This window comes from Bradyrhizobium sp. CCBAU 51745, assembly GCF_028128715.1.
In the GTDB taxonomy this organism is placed as follows: Bacteria; Pseudomonadota; Alphaproteobacteria; order Rhizobiales; family Xanthobacteraceae; genus Bradyrhizobium; species Bradyrhizobium manausense.
Map to the genome: position 1 here is coordinate 13,481 of NZ_LBJP01000063.1, position 17,394 is coordinate 30,874.

15 protein-coding genes are annotated in these 17,394 nt (G+C 63.1%); 10 read left to right on the top strand and 5 right to left on the bottom strand.

Annotated elements, in window-relative coordinates:
• Nucleotides 1-99: 99 nt before the first annotated feature.
• Genes XH98_RS15220 through XH98_RS15230 form a run of 3 tightly spaced genes read left to right on the top strand, consistent with a single transcriptional unit; the run spans nt 100 to nt 5,036 of the window.
• Nucleotides 100-2,853: a decarboxylase gene (locus XH98_RS15220; RefSeq protein WP_271601299.1), complete on the top strand. Its 2,754-nt coding sequence runs from the start codon at nt 100-102 to the stop codon at nt 2,851-2,853.
• Nucleotides 2,854-2,870: 17 nt separating this feature from the next.
• Nucleotides 2,871-4,571: an aspartate:alanine exchanger family transporter gene (locus XH98_RS15225; protein ID WP_271619095.1), complete on the top strand. Its 1,701-nt coding sequence runs from the start codon at nt 2,871-2,873 to the stop codon at nt 4,569-4,571.
• 30 nt (nt 4,572-4,601) lie between these two features.
• A complete protein-coding gene (locus XH98_RS15230; protein ID WP_271619096.1) occupies nt 4,602-5,036 on the top strand; it encodes a hypothetical protein in 435 nt (144 codons plus the stop codon).
• A gap of 71 nt (nt 5,037-5,107) precedes the next feature.
• Here XH98_RS15230 and ppk2 read toward each other — a convergent pair whose 3' ends face one another.
• The gene (gene ppk2, locus XH98_RS15235; protein ID WP_271601302.1) at nt 5,108-5,908 is read right to left on the bottom strand and encodes a polyphosphate kinase 2; all 801 of its coding nucleotides are present in this window, start codon (nt 5,906-5,908) and stop codon (nt 5,108-5,110) included.
• A 129-nt stretch (nt 5,909-6,037) separates the two neighbouring features.
• Nucleotides 6,038-6,490 (bottom strand): hypothetical protein, encoded by a 453-nt coding sequence (locus tag XH98_RS15240; protein WP_271601303.1) that lies wholly within the window; start codon nt 6,488-6,490, stop codon nt 6,038-6,040.
• 162 nt (nt 6,491-6,652) lie between these two features.
• Here XH98_RS15240 and XH98_RS15245 point away from each other — a divergent pair, with 162 nt between their 5' ends.
• The 6 genes from XH98_RS15245 to XH98_RS15270 all read left to right on the top strand — a co-directional run bounded on the left by XH98_RS15245 (nt 6,653) and on the right by XH98_RS15270 (nt 13,488).
• A complete protein-coding gene (locus XH98_RS15245) occupies nt 6,653-7,063 on the top strand; it encodes a hypothetical protein (RefSeq protein WP_271601328.1) in 411 nt (136 codons plus the stop codon).
• Entirely contained in the window at nt 7,056-8,288 is a 1,233-nt protein-coding gene (locus XH98_RS15250) for an HlyD family secretion protein (RefSeq protein WP_271601304.1), read from the top strand. Before XH98_RS15245 ends, XH98_RS15250 begins: the two co-directional genes overlap by 8 nt.
• Nucleotides 8,289-8,385: 97 nt before the next feature.
• A complete protein-coding gene (locus XH98_RS15255; RefSeq protein WP_271619097.1) occupies nt 8,386-10,266 on the top strand; it encodes a sensor histidine kinase in 1,881 nt (626 codons plus the stop codon).
• Nucleotides 10,267-10,395: 129 nt separating this feature from the next.
• Nucleotides 10,396-12,120 carry a DUF3300 domain-containing protein gene (locus tag XH98_RS15260; RefSeq protein ID WP_271619115.1) on the top strand — a complete coding sequence of 575 codons (1,725 nt, stop codon included), beginning with the start codon at nt 10,396-10,398 and terminating at the stop codon, nt 12,118-12,120.
• Complete coding sequence (locus XH98_RS15265) at nt 12,117-13,034, top strand: DUF2950 domain-containing protein (protein WP_271619098.1); 918 nt, start codon at nt 12,117-12,119, stop codon at nt 13,032-13,034. Before XH98_RS15260 ends, XH98_RS15265 begins: the two co-directional genes overlap by 4 nt.
• Nucleotides 13,018-13,488 (top strand): hypothetical protein, encoded by a 471-nt coding sequence (locus tag XH98_RS15270; RefSeq protein ID WP_271619099.1) that lies wholly within the window; start codon nt 13,018-13,020, stop codon nt 13,486-13,488. The genes XH98_RS15265 and XH98_RS15270 overlap by 17 nt, the downstream gene beginning before the upstream one ends.
• 29 nt (nt 13,489-13,517) lie before the next feature.
• Here XH98_RS15270 and XH98_RS15275 read toward each other — a convergent pair whose 3' ends face one another.
• Together XH98_RS15275 and XH98_RS15280 are read right to left on the bottom strand one after the other, a co-directional pair.
• Nucleotides 13,518-14,723, bottom strand: coding sequence for an MFS transporter (locus tag XH98_RS15275; RefSeq protein WP_271619100.1), 1,206 nt, complete (start codon nt 14,721-14,723; stop codon nt 13,518-13,520).
• 109 nt (nt 14,724-14,832) lie between these two features.
• On the bottom strand, nt 14,833-15,315 hold the full coding sequence (locus XH98_RS15280) for a cupin domain-containing protein (RefSeq protein WP_057755109.1): 483 nt from the start codon (nt 15,313-15,315) through the stop codon (nt 14,833-14,835).
• 259 nt (nt 15,316-15,574) lie between these two features.
• Between XH98_RS15280 and XH98_RS15285 the strand changes: the two genes are divergently transcribed.
• The gene (locus tag XH98_RS15285; protein ID WP_271619101.1) at nt 15,575-16,291 is read left to right on the top strand and encodes a peroxiredoxin-like family protein; all 717 of its coding nucleotides are present in this window, start codon (nt 15,575-15,577) and stop codon (nt 16,289-16,291) included.
• A 39-nt stretch (nt 16,292-16,330) separates the two neighbouring features.
• Here XH98_RS15285 and XH98_RS15290 read toward each other — a convergent pair whose 3' ends face one another.
• Nucleotides 16,331-17,218 carry a LysR family transcriptional regulator gene (locus tag XH98_RS15290; protein ID WP_271601311.1) on the bottom strand — a complete coding sequence of 296 codons (888 nt, stop codon included), beginning with the start codon at nt 17,216-17,218 and terminating at the stop codon, nt 16,331-16,333.
• Nucleotides 17,219-17,394: the final 176 nt, after the last annotated feature.

Sequence of the window (17,394 nt, forward strand, 5' to 3'; positions counted from 1 at the left end):
CCGAGAATGCGCGCGACCGTTGACTTGGATCAATGGAGCGACAAGCGCGCAAAGCACGATCCCGCATCACCTTTTGCCTGTCAGGATCGGGAGAGACATATGTCCAAGGACACCAAGGCGGCGCAGAAGCGCATCGACCAGTTCTTCTCCGGTCCCGGCGCGCGGGCGGACGATTGGCGTGATCTGGTCGAGGCTGCCAAAGCCTGGGCGCGCGGCGGCGATCGCGCTGCCTATGACGAGGCGCTGGCCAGTCTGTCGGTGACGGAAGAATTCCACGGCTATCCCGGCCTGCAATTGATGGCGGCCCTGCGCGAAGCAGCATCGTCAGGCGATGCGGCCGCGTCGCGGTCGCTTGCGACCCGGATCACTCAGGCGTTGGCCACGCGATCGTTCCGCCAGCATGCCGGTGATTGGAATGCGAAGGATGACGGCAATGGCGATGCGCCCGAACTGATCTCGCCCACCTTCGCCGGGCATAAGGCGCGCCGACCCTATTTCGAGACTTTGATCGTCACCGGCATATCGTCCAGCCAATGGCCGGCTCTTGCGGCCGAATGGCGCAAGCTGCGCCGTCCGGAGGATGGCTTCATCTACGAACCCGTCATCGTCGGCAGTCTGGAAGACGCGTTCTGCGCGACCATGCTCAACCCGAATCTGGGGGCTGTCGTCATCAACGAGGGCTTTGGCCTTCGTTCGCGGCACGACGCGCCGGTCCTCCGTTCGCTAACGGCCATGGCCGGCCTCAAGGATGAATCCGATGCGTCCGCCTTGCGCCTCGCCCAGATCATCAAGCGCGTCAGGCCAGAGCTCGACATCTACATGATCTCGAATCGGGACGTCGAAGAGCTTGCCGGCAATCCTGAAACCAATGTCGTTCGCCGGATTTTCTACTCGGTGGAAGAGCTGTTGGAGCTGCATCTGTCGATTCTCGAAGGCATCCAGGATCGCTACGACACGCCGTTCTTCGACAATCTCAAGAAATACGCGCAGCGCCCCATAGGCACCTTCCACGCGCTGCCGATCGCCCGCGGCAAGTCGATCTTCAAATCCGACTGGATCCGCGACATGGGCGAGTTCTACGGTCCGAACCTGTTCCTGGCCGAGAGCAGCGCAACCACTGGCGGTCTCGACAGCATGCTGGAGCCGACTGGCAACATCAAGAAGGCCCAGGAAAAGGCGGCGAGGGCGCTTGGCGCCGACCGCGTCTTCTTCGTCACCAACGGCACCTCGACCTCGAACAAAATGGCGGTGCAGGCGCTGCTCGCGCCGGGCGACATCGCGATCGTCGATCGCAACTGCCACAAGTCGCACCATTACGGCATGGTGCTCGCCGGTGCGCAGCCGCTCTATGTCGAAGCGTTCCCGATGACGGAATATTCGATGTATGGCGCGGTGCCGCTGAAGACGATCAAGCAGGCGCTGCTCAACGCCAGGGCCGAGGGCCGGCTCGATCGCGTCAAGATGCTGGACCTGACCAACTGCACCTTCGACGGCCACATCTACAACACCCGCCGGGTGATGGAGGAATGTCTCGCCATCAAGCCGGACCTGATCTTCCTGTGGGACGAGGCCTGGTTCGGCTTCGCGCGTTTCTCGCCGTTCCTGCGCCGCCGCACCGGCCTCGGCGCCGCCAACGAGATCGAGGCGTGGATGCGCGATCCGAAGTCGGTCGATGCCTATGAGAAGCAAAAGGCGCAGCTCGGCAAGAACCCGACCGATGAGGTGCTGCTCAGCACAAGGCTCGTTCCCGATCCGCGCCAGATTCGCCTGCGGGTCTACCAGACCAACTCGACCCACAAGTCGATGTCGGCGATCCGGCAGGGTTCGATGCTGTCGGTCAAGGACGTCGAATTCCACACGGTCGAGCAGCAGTTCAAGGAGGCCGTGTTCACGCATGCCTCCACCAGCCCGAACCAGCAGCTCATTGCCAGCCTCGACATCTCGCGGCGACAGATGGAGCTGGAGGGCTATGGGCTCGTCGCCAATGCGATCGAGATCGCGCTGGCGATCCGCCAGGCGGTCAACAACAATCCGCTGCTCTCAAAATACTTCCGCATCCTCGGCGCCGACGCCATGGTGCCGGCGCAATACCGCCAGAGCGGCTTCACGGATTTTCTCGCTCCCGGCGTGAACTGGGCGAATACGCTCAAGAGCCTGGATGAGGACGAGTTCTGCCTCGACCCGACCCGCATGACGCTGGTGTGCGGCATGGCCGGCTATGACGGTACCCAGTTCAAGGGCATTCTGGCCAACGAGTACAACATTCAGGTCAACAAGACCTCGCGCAACTCGGTCCTGGTCCAGTCCAACATCAACAACACCCGCAGCGATGTTGCGCATCTCATTCGGGTTCTCGCCGAGATCGCAGGCGAGGTCGACCGCGGGCTGCTGCAGGGCGGCGAAAACGCGCGCAAGACCTTCGAGGCGCGCGTCAAGAGCCTGATGAAGGACGTGCCTGACTTGCCGAACTTCTCCCACTTTCATCCGAGCTTCCGCGGCGATTCCGGCACCAAGACCAACGAGGGCGACATTCGCAGCGGCTTCTATGCCGCCTATGACGTCGCGGGCTGCGAGCATATCCGCCTCAACGATCCCGAAATCGACCGTCGGCTGAAGGCCGGCCCCGAGCTGGTCTCGGCGAACTTCGTGATCCCGTATCCCCCGGGCTTCCCGATCATGGTGCCCGGCCAGGTCATCACCCAGGAGACCATCGACTTCATGCGCAAGCTCGATGTGAAGGAAATCCATGGTTACGACGCCAAGGAAGGGCTCAAGCTCGTGCGCACCGAAGCCCTGGCGAAGATCGGCCGGCCCAAGCCCGGCGCGCAGCCGAAGCTCAAGGCGGCTTCATAAGTATCGGAGGGACCGCCATGCAGGGATTTTTCACATTCCTTCAGCAGAACCCGTATCTGCTGCTGTTTTTCACCGTCGGCCTCGCCGTTTGGATCGGTCGGGCCAGTGTCAAGGGTTATGGCCTCGGCATGGTCGCCGGCGCCATTGTGGTGGGTGCCGGCCTCTCGGTTTGGGCGTCCACCTACGGCGTGAAACTCGAGCTCAACAACTTTGCCAAGAGCCTGTTCTACTACCTGTTCATGTATGGCGTCGGCTTGCGTGTCGGCCCGTCCTTCGTCAACAGCCTCGGCGGCGATGGCCTCAAATTCACCCTCCTCGCCGTGGTGTCGAGCGTGATCGGCCTTACTCTCGTCGTGGTCGGCGCAAAGCTCTTCGATCTGCCGGTGGGCGCTGCCGGAGGCATGCTGGCGGGCTCGCAGACCATGTCGGCCGCGATCGGATCGGCCGAACAGGCCGTGACCTCGGGAGTCGTCAAGCTGCCAGCGGGCATGGCTCCTGAAGCGGCTTCGGGCATGATCGCGCTCTCCTACGGCATCACCTACATCTGGGGCACCGTGGGCATCATCCTGATCTGCAAATATCTGCCGCGCTGGTGGGGTGTCGACGCCAGGGCCGCCGCGAAGCAGTATGAAAAGGAATTCGGGGTCAAGGATCTCGAAGGCGGCGGCCTGACCGGCTACCGCCAGTTTGGCCTGCGCGCCTATCGGCTGGAGAATCCCGCAATAGCCGGACTCAGCATTGCCAAGTTCCGGGCGATGAATCCGGAATACCGGATCGTCAATGTCGGGCGCGACGGCGAACCACAAGGCGCCGATCCCGAGTTCGTGCTGCAAAAAGGCGACATCATCGCTCTGGGCGGCTCGACCGAGCACCTCACCGAGAAGATGGGTTTGATCGGCGCCGAAGTGGCCGATGCCCGGACGCTCGGCATCCCCATGGATCAGGCCGAAATCGTGGTCTTCAACAAGGATGTCGTCGGGCGCACTTTCGAATCCTTCCGCGAAACGGCCATCGCTGGCCAGTTGCAGGTCACCAAGGTCGAGCGCGGGGGCGTGCAGATCCCCGCTGGTCTGAAAACCCAGCTGCAGCGGATGGACATCGTCTCGGTGGTCGGCCTGAAGGGGGCCGTGAACGAGCTCGGTGAGATGTGGGGACGCATCGCGCGTACCAACACCTCGACCGACCTGCTGACGCTCTCGGCGGGCATGATCGTCGGCTTCCTGATCGGCATGATCCAATTTCCCGCCTTCGGCGCCAAGATCGGCCTCGGCAATGCCGGCGGCCTGCTGCTGTCAGGCGTCCTGGTCTCATCGATCGTGTCGCGGCTGCGCTTCTTCGGCAACACCCCCAATGCGGCGCGCAACGTGCTCGAGGATCTCGGGCTCGTGGTCTTCGTCGCCATCGTCGGCATCAATGCGGGCGCCGGATTGCTGTCTCAGCTGACGGGCGCGGTGGCCCTGAAAATCTTCATCGTCGGCTTCATCGCCTGCACGATCCCGCCCTTCATCGTCTGGGCGATCGGGTACCACATCTTCAAGATCAATCCGGCCGTGCTGATGGGCGGTGTGGCCGGTGCGCGGTCGCACTCCGGCCCGTGCCGCGAGGCGGCGGTGGAAATCCAGAGCACCGTACCCTGGATCGGATTCCCGGTCGGCTATGCCGTTTCGGGCATCCTGCTCACGGTGTTCGGCTACTTCGCAATGATCTTGGCTCAGTAACTCAGTGTGACTGCAAAGGGGAAACTACTCATGAGAAAGTCTGCAACGCGCCTCGCTCTCGCCGCTCTGCTCGTCGGTGTGGCCGGCTTCGGCACGCCGTCGCGTGCCGATACCGGCCAGGTCGCCGTGGTCTTCACCAAGGGCGGCTTCATCGTCGGCGTCGGCGGCGGGGACGGCGTGCTGCTCTACAGGGGCCACAAATATCCCTTCACGGTATCAGGGATGAGCGTCGGCTTCACGGTCGGTGCCTCCACGACCAAACTGGTCGGTCGAGCGCTCAACCTGAAGGGGCCGCAGTCGATCGAAGGCTCCTATGCCGCGGGCGGAGCGGGTGGGGCCGTTGCGGCCGGCGCCGGCGCGGTGCAATTGCAGAACGGCAATGGCGTGATCCTTCAGCTCAGCGGACCGAAGGTCGGAGCCGAAGTGTCGGCCGCGGTCGGCGGCGTCACGATCAAGCTGAAATAGCGGGAGCAAGGCTTGCGCAAACAAAACGGGCTGCGTCAATGCAGCCAGTTTTCATGTGGCGATCGCGCACGTCAGTATCGCTCCTCGACGAATTTGAGTCCGCGCAGGCTGGCCTGGTCGTTGTAGCGACCCTTGTGGGAGCGCGGCGGCAGCTTGACCTTCTCGCGCTTGATCTTCTTGTAGGGGATCGTCTGCAGGATATGCGAGATGACGTTGAGCCGGGCGCGCCGCTTGTCGTCGGAGCGGATCAGCCGCCAAGGCGCATGCTTGGTGTCGGTCGCCTCGAACATCATGTCGCGCGCGCGGGAGTAATCATACCAGCGGCCAAATGACTCGGTGTCCATCGGGCTGAGCTTCCACTGCCGCAGCGGATCCTCGATCCGCGCCTTGAAGCGGAGCTCCTGCTCCTCCATTCCGACCTCGAGCCACAGCTTGATCAGGATGATGCCGGCGTCCACGGCGAACTTCTCGACCAGCGGGCACAATTCCAAGAAGCGCTTGTGATCGGCCGGCGAGCAGAAGCCCATGACATATTCGACGCCGGCGCGGTTGTACCAGCTGCGGTCGAAAATCACGATCTCGCCGCCGGCCGGATATTGCTCGATATAGCGTTGCAGGAAGAGTTGGGTCTTTTGCCGGTCGGAGGGGGCGGGCAGGGCGCAGACGCGGAAGACGCGCGGGCTGACCTTTTCGGTCAAGGCCTTGATGGTCCCTCCCTTGCCGGCGGCGTCGCGCCCCTCGAAGATGATGATCACTTTCAGTTTTTGGGTCCTGACCCATTCCTGAAGGTGGCAGAGCTCGACCTGGAGCTTTTCGAGCTCCTTCTCATAAGCCTTGCGCTTCATTTTCTCCGCGGGCTCGTTCTTGGCCATGCCTGTCCTTTCGCTGCTAGAGCATGATCCGGAAAGGTGTGAAGCGGTTTTCCGATAGGATCATGCTCAAACAAAGAGCTAAAGCGCGATGTCGATTCAACCGAATCTCATCGCGCCTTAGCGTCGTTATCAGTCGTCCCATGCAATGGTCACGCCGATGTCGCCGGGCATGCCGCCTGGAAACTCGATGACCTGATAGGCGATGCGATAGCCGCGTGGCTGGAGATAGTCCTTCCAGAGCTGGAAGATCTCTTTGGGGATTCCGGTCAGCGTATTCTCCCAACCCTTTTCCATCTGGTTGATGGCGCGCCCCTTGTCGGTGCAGAGCGAGTTGGGAAAGCGATAGACCATCACTTCGGTCAGGCCGTTTCGCACGGCACGCTGGATGATGGTCGCGGCGAGCTTGATCTTCTCCTCCTCGGTCTTGCCGGAGGGCTTGCTCAATCGCTCGATCAGCGCGTGCTTTTCGGCCTCGGCGGCCGCAGCGAGCCGGACATACTCTTCCGCCTTCTCGGCCTCCTTCAGTGCGGCCTCTTTGCGGATCTGCGTCGCACTGGGAATGAGATCGTCAAGCCCGGGCATGGCTGCGGCTCCCTGTGATTGTTCGAACAGCGTTGACCAACGCTAGGTCCGGCGCGCGGCGTTCCCTTGATTCAAATCAAGCAATCTGGGAGGCTAGCCGAACACAGTGCCGCCCAAGGCGTTTCACCGGGAGAGAGGCAATTGGACAATCAGCTCAATCCGATGGCACCGCACCATCTGCCGTTCTATCTCGCGCCGGGGAGCGGGGCCGACACGCTGATGGTGGTGATGGGGATATTCCTGGTCGGCGCCGTGCTGTGGGTCGGCACGCTGTATTGGAAGCTGCACAGCCTGCCCGAGCGGATGGCGCACAAGTCGCAGAAGCTGCAATTCGAGTTCGTTGCCGTGCTCGGCCTGATCTCGCTGTTCACCCATATGCACATCTTCTGGATCGCCGGCCTGCTGCTGGCGTTGATCGATATTCCCGACTTTGGAACGCCGTTGCGCAGCATCGCTGACTCCGTCGAGAAAATTGCCGACGCGACACCGGGAGAAGCGAACGAACCAGCTGAAGCACCGTCGCCGGCCGAAACGCCGGTTGCCGCCAAGGAGAAGGAGCATAGCCATGTTTGAGCTCATGTTCTGCTCGCTCCTCACGATCGTGCCTGATTACCTTTATCGCCGTTATGGCCAGGGCAAGCGCTTTGGCAAGGAGATCACGTTCTTCTCGGTCTGGTATGAGCTGCGCTGGGGCATCACCGGCTGCCTGATGCTGACGATTTCGCTGATCACCATGATCTTTTACTTTCATCCGGCCACGGACTCCGCAACGCTCTATTTCCGCACAGTGCCGATCCTGCCGGAGGGATCGGGCCGGGTTGCCGAAGTAAAGGTCGGTTTCAGCCAGGCCGTGAAGAAGGGCGATGTCCTGTTCACGCTGGATAGCTCCAAGCAACAGGCCGCGTTCGAAACCGCCAAGCGGAAGGTTGCCGAGGTAGACGCAGCGATGCAGACGGCGCAGGCCGACGTAGCCAAGGCGGAAGCGCAAATTGGCGAGGCGAAAGCTAATCTTCAGCAGGCCAAGGATGAACTCGACGTCAAGAGCGAGCTACAGCGCCGCAATCCCGGCATTGTTCCGCAACGCGACATCGAGAAGCTGCAGGTGCTGGTCGATCAGCGTCAATCCGGCGTTGACGCCGCGACCGCCGCGAAAGAGTCCGCAAGCCTGCAGGTCTCAATTCTGCTGCCGGCGCAGAAGGCCAGTGCCGCAGCGGCGCTTGATCAGGCCCAGGTCGATCTCGACAAAACCATTGTCCGCGCCGGCGTCGACGGCCGGGTCGAGCAATTCCTGATTCGCCCCGGCGACGTCGTCAACCAGTTGATGCGACCGGCTGGCGTGCTCATTCCGGAGGGCGCGGGCAAAAAAGTGCTGCAGGCTGGCTTCGGACAGATCGAGGCTGGCGTATTGCAGGAAGGCATGGTGGCGGAAGCCGCCTGCATCTCCAAGCCATGGGTCATCATCCCGATGGTGATCACGACGGTGCAGGATTATATCGCTGCAGGACAGTTCCAAAGCGGACAGCAACTGATTGAGGCACAGAACGCGCCCAAGTCCGGCACGATCCTCGTGTTTCTCGAACCGCTGTACAAGAACGGGCTCGACGGCGTGACGGCGGGCAGCAGCTGCGTCGTCAACGCCTATACCAGCAATCATGAGGAAATTTCCGCGGCGCATACCAGCACCAGCCGGGCCATCGCGCTCCACGTCGTCGATGGCGTCGGCCTCGTGCATGCGATGCTGCTCCGCATCCAGGCCTTGCTGATGCCCATCAAGACGCTGGTCTTGAGCGGTCATTGAGGGCTGGAACAAGGTCGCTTAGGTCTGTCACGCCGGTGCGTCTCCCGCTAGAATTATGAGTCAGAAGCGGCCGAAAAAGGTCGCCGGCGGAGGCGAGATGAGCGGGCGCAAATCCCGGATGTCGGTCAAGCTGGGGCCGGTTTGGCTCTGGCTCAGTCTGTTGCTGGCCGCTCTCTCCGGCAGCGCTGATGCAGTCGAGCGCAGCGCGCGCGGCGAACTCAAGCGTGTGCTCATGCTGCATTCCTTTGGGCGCGAATTCCGCCCCTGGAGCGAGTATGCGCGAAGCATCAAGGCTGGGCTCGAGCAGCGATCGGCTTGGCCGCTCGACATCCAGGAACACACGCTGCTCAGCGCGCGTTTCAACAATCCTGGTCCGGAAGCGCCCTTCGTCGAATATCTGCATTCGCTTTACGAGAGCGCGCCGCCCGACATCGTGTTGAGCATTGGTGCTCCGGCGGCGAGGTTCGCGCAGCGATATCGCGCGAAGCTTTTTCCCGATACGCCGATGGTGCTGACCGTGGTCGAGGAACGGCTGGTGGATCGCGCTGATCTTACCGACAACGACGCCGTTGTGTCGGCCCATCTCGATTTCATGGCGGTGTTTGACAATATCCTGCGCGTCCTGCCGGACACAAGAACCGTCGCCATTGTGATCGGAGCATCACCGCTCGAGAAATTCTGGATCGACGCGTTGAAGCGGGATCTGATCCCGCTGGGCAATCGGGTCGACCTCGTTTGGTATTCGGACCTGCCGTTCGAGGCGATCCTCGCGCGCGCGGCCAGGCTTCCGCCCCATACCGTGCTGTTCTGGGGGCAGATGTCGGTCGACGCCGCTGGCATCGTCCACGAGGGGGACCTCGCCTTGCGCAGCCTGCGCGCGGTCGCCAACGCGCCGATTTTCTCTTACCAGGACCCCTTCTTCGGCGGCAGCACCGTTGGCGGCCCGATGCAGCTCACGGCGGAGATAAGCCGCAAGACGGTCGATGCGGTGATGCGTATTCTCGGAGGCGAGAAGCCGTCTGCCATCACGTACGAGCCGATCGAATTCGGACGGCCGAAATACGACTGGCGCGAATTGCAGCGCTGGGGCATCAGCGAAAGCAGTCTGCCTCCCGACAGCGAGATTCTGTTTCGCGAGGCGACCGTGTGGGAGCGCTATCGCTGGCAGATGCTGCTGATCGCCGCCATCATCCTGATGCAGGCCGGCTTGATCAGTGGATTGTTGCATGAGCGTCATCGCCGCCGGGGTGCGGAGATCGAGTCGCGCCAGCGCCTCGCCGAGCTCGCCCACGCCAACCGCTATTCGGCCGTTGGCGAGTTGACGACCTCGATCGCGCATGAGCTCAATCAGCCGCTGGGCTCGATCCTGACCAATACCGAGACGGCTGAACTCATGCTCCAGGGCAATTCCCCCGATATCGACGAGATCCGGCTGATCCTCGCCGATATCAGGCGGGACGATCAGCGGGCAAGCGAGGTCATCCGCCGGCTGCGCAGTGTCCTGAAGAAGACGCCGTTCGAGATCAAGGATATCGAGCTCAACGACACGGTCCGCGAAGCGGTCGGCCTCGCCAGGGCCGTTGCCGATGGACGCCGGATCACGCTGACCTGCACGCCGGTGTTGATCGATCTGCACGTCAAGGGCGATCCCATCCAGCTTCAGCAGGTCGTTCTCAACCTGATTATCAATGCGATGGACGCGATCTCCGATGCGAACACCGGCAAGCGTGAGGTCCGCGTCTGGACCGTGCGCGCCGGTCGGGAGGCCGAGGTCAATGTCGTCGATACCGGGCCGGGGGTGACGGCCCCCGATCTCGCCAATGTGTTCGATCCCTTCTTTACCACCAAGCCTCAAGGCATGGGCATGGGGCTTGCGATCGCGAAAACTATCGTCGAGGCCCACCAGGGCACGATCAGCACGACGAACCAGCCGGCGGGCGGGGCACGGTTCACCATCCGCCTGCCACTCCTCCGCTGATCACCGGCATCTGGATCCAATGGTCTGTCGCGTCGCAACAGCGCGGAGGCTCCGTTTCGTTGATCTCGATCAACAAACGCCGATGTCCCGGCCCGATGGTCGCGGGCGGAAAGCTTCGTGGAGGTCGTGATGTTTCGCTGCGGCAAGATCCTGATGGCGCTTGCGCTGGTAATGGCGGTTCCTGCCGCGGCAATGGCTCAAGCTACTACGCCGGCTGCACCGGCTGCGCAGACGCAGCCCGCAACGCCACCAGCCGCTGCCGCCGAGCTGCTGAAACCAGAGCAGCTCGAGGCGCTGGTCGCGCCGATCGCGCTCTATCCCGACGAACTGCTGGCCAACGTGCTGGCGGCATCGACCTATCCGCTCGAAGTGGTGCAGGCCGATCGCTGGCTGAAGGATAACAAGACCCTCAAGGGCGACGCGCTGAAGACGCAGGTCGACAAGCAGAGCTGGGACGACAGCGTCAAGGCGCTCGCCAGCACCGCCGATGTTCTTGCCATGATGAGCGACAAGCTCGAATGGACCCAGAAGCTCGGCGACGCCTTTCTCGCCCAGCAGCCCGACGTGATGGATGCAATCCAGCGTCTGCGCAACAAGGCCTACGACAACAACAAGCTGGTCACCACCAAGCAACAGAAGGTCAGCGTCCAGTCCCAGGAAGGCAAGCAGGTCGTCGTCATCCAGCAGGCGGACCCTGCGACGATGTATGTGCCCTATTACGATCCGGCGACGGTCTACGGCACCTGGCCCTATGCGGAATATCCGCCGTACTACTGGGGCTACCCCTCCTATATCGGTGCGGGCGTGGTCGCAGCCGGCATCGCTTTCGGCACCGCCTGGGCGATCGGGCGCTGGGGCAATTACTGGGGCGGCGGCTGCAATTGGGGTAACCGCAACGTCTACGTCAATCATCGCACCACCAACATCGGCAACGGCTGGCAGCACAATCCGGCGCATCGCGGCGGGGTGCGTTACAACAACGTCAACGTCCAGCAGCGCTTCGGCAACAACAATATCAGGGCCGGCGCGTCGGACCGCATGGATTTTCGCGGGCGCGACGGCAACCAGGTGCTGCGTCCCGGTCAGGGCGGCGCGGGCGACCGTGCAGGCGATCGTGCAGGCGATCGTGTCGGTGATCGGGCAGGCGATCGGGCTGGTGATCGCGCCGGCGATCGTGGCGGCGCCGGTGATCGCGGCGGTGTCGGTGATCGCGGAGATCGTCCGGGTGCAGGCGATCGTGCCAGCGCAGGGACGCGCGATCGGCCTGGCGGTGGTGATCGTGCTGGCGCAGGTGATCGTGCCAAGGGTGGCAACAAGGGCGGCAACAAAGGCGGTGGCGACCGCGCCAAGGCAGCCAACCGTGCCGGCGGCGGTGGTGGTGGCAATCGCGGCGGCGCCATGAACGTCTCGTCCGGCCGGTCGGCAGCCGCGGCATCGGCACGCGGACGCGCGAGCATGGCCAGCATGCCGCGCGGCGGCGGCGGTGGACCGAGCATGGCCGGGCGCGGTGGCGGAGGAATGGCCGCGCGTGGGGGAGGCGGCGGCTTCGGAGGCGGAGGAGGTCGTGGTGGCGGCGGCGGTGGCCGGCGTTCCGATCTCGCGCTCAAGCACGACATCGTCCTGCTCGGCCATCTCTCGAACGGGCTCGGCTATTATCGCTTCAGCTATATCGGCAGCGACAAGGCCTATGTCGGCGTGATGGCGCAGGAGGTCGAGCAGGTGATGCCTGACGCGGTGACCCGGGGCAGCGACGGATATCTGAGGGTCTATTACGAAAAGCTCGGGCTGACATTCCGCACCTACCGCGACTGGCTCGCGGGCGGCGCGAAAATCCCTGCGGAGGTGACGCCATGAACGGCGCGACATGGTTCCATCGTGCGATCATGCCGGGCGTGGTCGTGCTCGCACTGTTCGCCTCGCCGTCATCAGCGCAGGAATCCTACAAGTCCCCGGAGGACGCTGCCGCAGCACTTGCCGACGCAGTCAAGGCGGGCCCGAAAGACATCCTGAAAGTGCTGGGCCGGGCAGCCGCGGACATCGTCTCGTCAGGCGACGAGGTCGCCGACAAGGACATCCGGGCGCGGTTCTCGTCGATGTATGACGCCAAGCATGGCATCAAGGCGGAGGGCAACAAGACCGCGACCTTGTTGCTCGGACCGGATGATTTCCCGTTCCCGATTCCGCTGGTCAACACCAAGACCGGCTGGGAATTCGATACGGACGAGGGCCGCATCGAGGTGCTTCGCCGGCGCATCGGCCGCAACGAGCTCGACGCGATCCAGACTGCGCTCGCCTATGTCGATGCGCAGAATGAATACGCGGACAAGGACCGCGGCGAGGGCGTCGGCGTCTATGCCCAGCGCTTCGTCTCGACGCCCGGCAAGAAGGACGGGCTGTTCTGGCGCGACGACAGCGATCCGAGCCCGCTCGGCCCCTTCGCGGCAGCTGCTTCGAAGGAAGGCTACGAGGCGAGCGACGTCGGGCCCGCACCCTATCACGGCTACTACTTCCGCATCCTCAAGGGGCAGGGGCGCGATGCGCCGGGTGGCGCGCTCAACTATGTCGTCAAGGGCAAGATGATCGGCGGCTTCGCCCTGATCGCCTGGCCCGCCGAATATGGCAATTCCGGCGTGATGACCTTCCTGGTCAATCATGCCGGCACCGTCTATCAGAAGGATCTCGGCAACCGCACAGAGTTCATCGCCGCGCGCACCACGCTGTTCGATCCCGATCAGACCTGGAAGAAGGTCGATGCCGCAAAACCTTGAATGGCGCATCGCCGTCCGCCGTCGCGCGTTCCGTCTGATCGCGGTCCTCCTGCTCGCGATCGGGCTGGCAGCGCCGGCGACGCCGTCCTTTGCCCAGGCGGCCGGCCATGTCAGGGTCAAGATCGTCAAGGCCGGCCTGCTGGTCGGTGGCGGCGTCGGCCGCGGTGTGCTGACCTATCGCGGCAAGACCTATCCATTCAAAATCACCGGCTTGAGCCTCGGCATCACGGCCGGCGCCACGGTCGGTCGCTTCGATGGCTGGGCCTCTGATATAAGCGACGTCAGCGACTTCGCCGGCACCTACAGCTCGGTCGGCGGCGGCTTTGCGCTGGTCGGCGGCGTCAATGGCGTTCAGCTCCGCAACGAGAAGGGCGTCACCATCGTGCTGCAGGGCCCAAAGGCTGGGCTCGAGCTTGCGGCCAATATCAGCGAGATCACGATCTCGCTGAGGTGAGCCGCATCGCGCGTGCCATGTGGTTGGCCTCAGGCGATCCTCAACTTGAGCGTCAAAAGTGCCGCTGAACCAAGAGCAACCGCGACGCCAATTGCGCACGCAGTCCATCCCATCAAGTCAAATATCTGTCCGAGCACCGCGGTACCCGTCAAACCTCCGAGGAAATAGCAGGCCAGATAGGTACCGCTGGCGACGCCGCGGTTTTCGGTCGCGGCCTGTCCGACGAAGCTCGTCGCTACCGCTTGAGCGAAGAACGTCCCGACGCCGACCAGGACCATGCCGGTGAGCACCTCGGCAAGATGCGGGCGCAGCATCAAAAGCACGCCGAGCGCCGCGAGGGCGAGCGCGCCCCAGATCGCCGGTCGTGTCCCGATGCGTGTGGCGACCTTGCCGGCCAAAAGGGTGGTGACGATCGAGGGCAGGAAGACGAGATAGACGAGGCCAAGGTCCATCATGCCGAGCGAGAGTGGCGGCCGCACCAGGACGAAATTCACGAAGGTGAAGGTGCCGATGAAGGCTAACAGGATGCAAAAGCCGATGCCGAAGGCCGCGCGCAGCCGTTCATTGCGCCAGTGCGCGAACATGGCGGCAAGCGGCGAGGCGGCCGTGGACATCACATGCATTGGCTGGACGCGATTGATGGTGAAATAGACCAGAGCAGCGCCGGTCAGATTGAGTGCGGCAAAGAAGTAGAAATTCCAGGACAGCCCAAGGCTGTCGGCGACCGCGGCCGAGATCAGTCGCCCGATCAGATTGCTTGCGACATTTCCCGTGATGTAGGCAGCAAAGGCCCCGCCGGCATCCATCGCGCTGCATTGTTCGCCGAGATGAGCGAGCGTCAGCGCAAACGCCGATGCCATGCACAGGCCTTGCGCGATACGGAGACCCGTGAAGACAGCGAGGTTGGGCGCCACCGCAAGCAGACTGGTCGGGATCGCCAGCAGCGTGAGACTGAGAAGAATGCCAAGCCGCCGGTCGATATGCGGGCTGAAGACACCGACGACGAGGCTTGAGATGGCCATGCCGAAGGTGGAGGCGTTGACCGCAAAGCCCATCGCCGCCGGCGTCACCCCGTAATGGCGTGTCAGGGACGGCAGGATCGCCTGCGTCGCAAAGAGATCGACGACCGTCAGGAATGCGGTCAAGCCGATGACGAGCGAACGGAAGGCGACGCCCGGCGAGGGTCCATGCATCGTCATGGTGGTCGGTCTGATGCGGGCGGACAAATCAGTCATGACACTGCATCTCCTGACGAGAAGGACGATGTGACGCCCGGCACGCGGGGCAGCATGGGGAATTCCGGGCGCCACATCCAGTAACGAGGGCAGGGGCTTGATGCACTCGCTACATATTGTGGTCGTGCTGATCCTTGCGGACGTCGCCGACATAGAGAATGACGGTCTGCTTGCCGAGGTTCTTCCACCAGTGCGAGGTCCCGAAGACTTCAGGCCTGATATCGCCGGCCTTGTGCACGATCGGATCGACGCAGTTGGAGGCGTATTCGACGATCTCGCCCTGCTGCACGAAAATCAGTGCCGGACGGTCGTCATGGCTGTGCCAGGGCACGATGCCGCCGGGTTCGATCGTCAGCTTGCGAAAGCGCAGCTCGCGATCCCTGATGTTGGCCGGCTGCTTCTCGAGGTCGATCGAGCCGAGCGTGACGTCGGTGACGCCGACTGGCTTGTAATCGACCATCTGCCGGGCATTCGGCTTCATCTTGTCGGCCGGGCATTCGCCGGCAGAGGCGGGTTGGATCGCGAACATGACCGCGCCGGCCAAAGCGACGGCGGGCAAGAGGGTAAGCGACAGTCTCGAATGCGTGATCATGGATCGTCTCCGTTGTTGGCCGCAACCGCGAGGGTCATTGGCAATGGCGTCAGGCTCGCCGAAGACGCGCGCTGAATGAAATGCCGTCTCGCTCTCGACGCGATAGCCCCGCGCTATCGCGGCGCGATAGGCAGCGGCTATCGAACCAATCGTGGAATGGCATTTCTACCGGCCGACGATCTGGCGTCGGATGGCAGTGCCCCCTTGCAGGGTGGCGCGAACGTCAAAATAATGCGAACCCATGGTACCGGAGCGGAAGATGACGTCGTTGACCCCAACCGATGCAGAACGGCTCAAGCTTGCCTTTCAACGCTGCCGCGACATGGAGGGCACGCTGAACGAGCAGCTTCGTGCCTATGCGGAGGCCGGCCGCGAGATATTCCCCGCTTACGGGGAGGCGGTCGATCGCCTGGTGGATCGATTGAGCCAGAACGGAGGCGGCGAGAACGCGCCGCGTCCGGGCGAGGTGATGCCGCCCTTCATGCTGCCTGACGATCGGGGGCAGCTCGTTGGGCTGCCATCATTGCTTGCGCGCGGGCCTGTGGCCGTGATGTTCTTTCGCGGACACTGGTGTCCCTACTGCCGGTTGAACGTCCGCGCCGTGATCCAGGCGCAGGATCGGATCCGTGCGATGGGCGCGCAAATCGTCGCAATCATGCCGGAGACGCAGGAATATACCGAAAAGTTCATTGCGGAGTCGGGCGTGCCGTTTCCAGTGCTCACCGACCTCGACAACGGCTATGCGCTGTCGCTCAATCTGGCGATCTGGCTCGGCACCGAAATCCAGCGGTTATTGTCCTACCATGACATGGCCAAATTCCACGGCAATGACGGCTGGATGCTACCGATCCCGGCTGTCTTCGTGGTCGGTCGAGACGGCCTCGTCAAAGCCCGCTTCGTCGACCCCGATTTCCGCAAGCGCATGGAGATCGACGATTTGCTCGCAGCGCTGGAGGGCGCGAGCCGGGAGAATTAGGTCTGCCGCTGCGAAATCCTCTCGGGCAGGACCGCAAGCTCAGCCCGCAATCGCTCGCCAATCCGCGCCGCGCAGCATCCGCATCACCGCGTTGGCGACGGCGGTCCGCTGACGGCCGGCGACGCCGTAGAGGTTAACGGTGCGGCGGGCGTCGAGGCCGCTCACAGCGGCACGCTTGAGGTTGTCGGGCAGCGGTGAGGTGCGCGGCACCATCGCGATGCCGATGTCGGCCTCGACAAGCTCGATGAGGTCGCGCTCGCTGGAGATCTCGTGGCCATGATCGACGTCGATGCCGTGCTCGCGCAAGCTCGATGAGATCCGGCTGGCATGCTCGCAATAGTTTCGGCTCAGCATTTGCTCAGCGCGAAGATCGTCGAATTCGATCGTGCTCTGGCTTGCAAGCCGGTGCCCTTTGCCGATCACGAGGTCGAAATTCTCGGTGAACAGCGGCCAGACGTCGAGCCTCTCCCAGGCCCCGTCGATCTCGGCGGCAATGCCGAGCTCGGCTTCACCCTTCTTGAGATACTCCGCGACTTCGCGGCTTGAGCCACGCAAGAAGCGGAATTCGAGCCGGTTGAACTGCCGCCTGATCTGGTTGAGATGCGGAATGAGCAGTGACAGATCGATGGCATGGGTCAGCGCAACGCGCAGCGCGCCGACTTCACCGCTCTTGAATGAGGAGGCGAGCGATCGTGCTCCGGCGGCGGCCTCATAGCACTGCTTCAACAGCGGATGCATCCGCTGACCGAGCTCAGTCAGCTGTGCGGCCGGCCGCTCGCGGCGAAACAGGTCACCACCAAGCTCGGCCTCGAGCTGCTTGATGGCCCGCGTCAGCGAGGGCTGCGTCACGTTGCATTCCTCGGCTGCGCGCGTGAAGTTCAGCAGTTGCGCTACCGCGAGGAAATAGCGGACCTGGTGCATTTCCATGGATCGGCTCCCAGCAGGATCATGACGGAACTTAGCCGATCGGGACGGGGAAGGACATCCCGCGCCCGATAGCGGGCGCGTATCATTTCGGAAGCCATCCGGCATTTCCCCTTCTTGAGGCCATCGCTCACAATTCGCATCAGTCAGGGGCCCGGTCAGGAGGCCGCCCCGGCGTC

Bases quoted from the DNA above. Each gene is read 5' to 3' on its own strand.
- XH98_RS15245 (WP_271601328.1), top strand. From the start codon at position 6,653: ATGGCACCGCACCATCTGCCGTTCTATCTCGCGCCGGGGAGCGGGGCC.
- XH98_RS15220 (WP_271601299.1), top strand. From the start codon at position 100: ATGTCCAAGGACACCAAGGCGGCGCAGAAGCGCATCGACCAGTTCTTC.
- XH98_RS15285 (WP_271619101.1), top strand. From the start codon at position 15,575: ATGACGTCGTTGACCCCAACCGATGCAGAACGGCTCAAGCTTGCCTTT.
- XH98_RS15250 (WP_271601304.1), top strand. From the start codon at position 7,056: ATGTTTGAGCTCATGTTCTGCTCGCTCCTCACGATCGTGCCTGATTAC.
- XH98_RS15290 (WP_271601311.1), bottom strand. From the start codon at position 17,218: ATGGAAATGCACCAGGTCCGCTATTTCCTCGCGGTAGCGCAACTGCTG.
- XH98_RS15280 (WP_057755109.1), bottom strand. From the start codon at position 15,315: ATGATCACGCATTCGAGACTGTCGCTTACCCTCTTGCCCGCCGTCGCT.
- XH98_RS15255 (WP_271619097.1), top strand. From the start codon at position 8,386: ATGAGCGGGCGCAAATCCCGGATGTCGGTCAAGCTGGGGCCGGTTTGG.
- XH98_RS15240 (WP_271601303.1), bottom strand. From the start codon at position 6,490: ATGCCCGGGCTTGACGATCTCATTCCCAGTGCGACGCAGATCCGCAAA.
- XH98_RS15275 (WP_271619100.1), bottom strand. From the start codon at position 14,723: ATGACTGATTTGTCCGCCCGCATCAGACCGACCACCATGACGATGCAT.
- XH98_RS15225 (WP_271619095.1), top strand. From the start codon at position 2,871: ATGCAGGGATTTTTCACATTCCTTCAGCAGAACCCGTATCTGCTGCTG.
- XH98_RS15230 (WP_271619096.1), top strand. From the start codon at position 4,602: ATGAGAAAGTCTGCAACGCGCCTCGCTCTCGCCGCTCTGCTCGTCGGT.
- XH98_RS15265 (WP_271619098.1), top strand. From the start codon at position 12,117: ATGAACGGCGCGACATGGTTCCATCGTGCGATCATGCCGGGCGTGGTC.
- XH98_RS15260 (WP_271619115.1), top strand. From the start codon at position 10,396: ATGTTTCGCTGCGGCAAGATCCTGATGGCGCTTGCGCTGGTAATGGCG.
- ppk2 (WP_271601302.1), bottom strand. From the start codon at position 5,908: ATGGCCAAGAACGAGCCCGCGGAGAAAATGAAGCGCAAGGCTTATGAG.
- XH98_RS15270 (WP_271619099.1), top strand. From the start codon at position 13,018: ATGCCGCAAAACCTTGAATGGCGCATCGCCGTCCGCCGTCGCGCGTTC.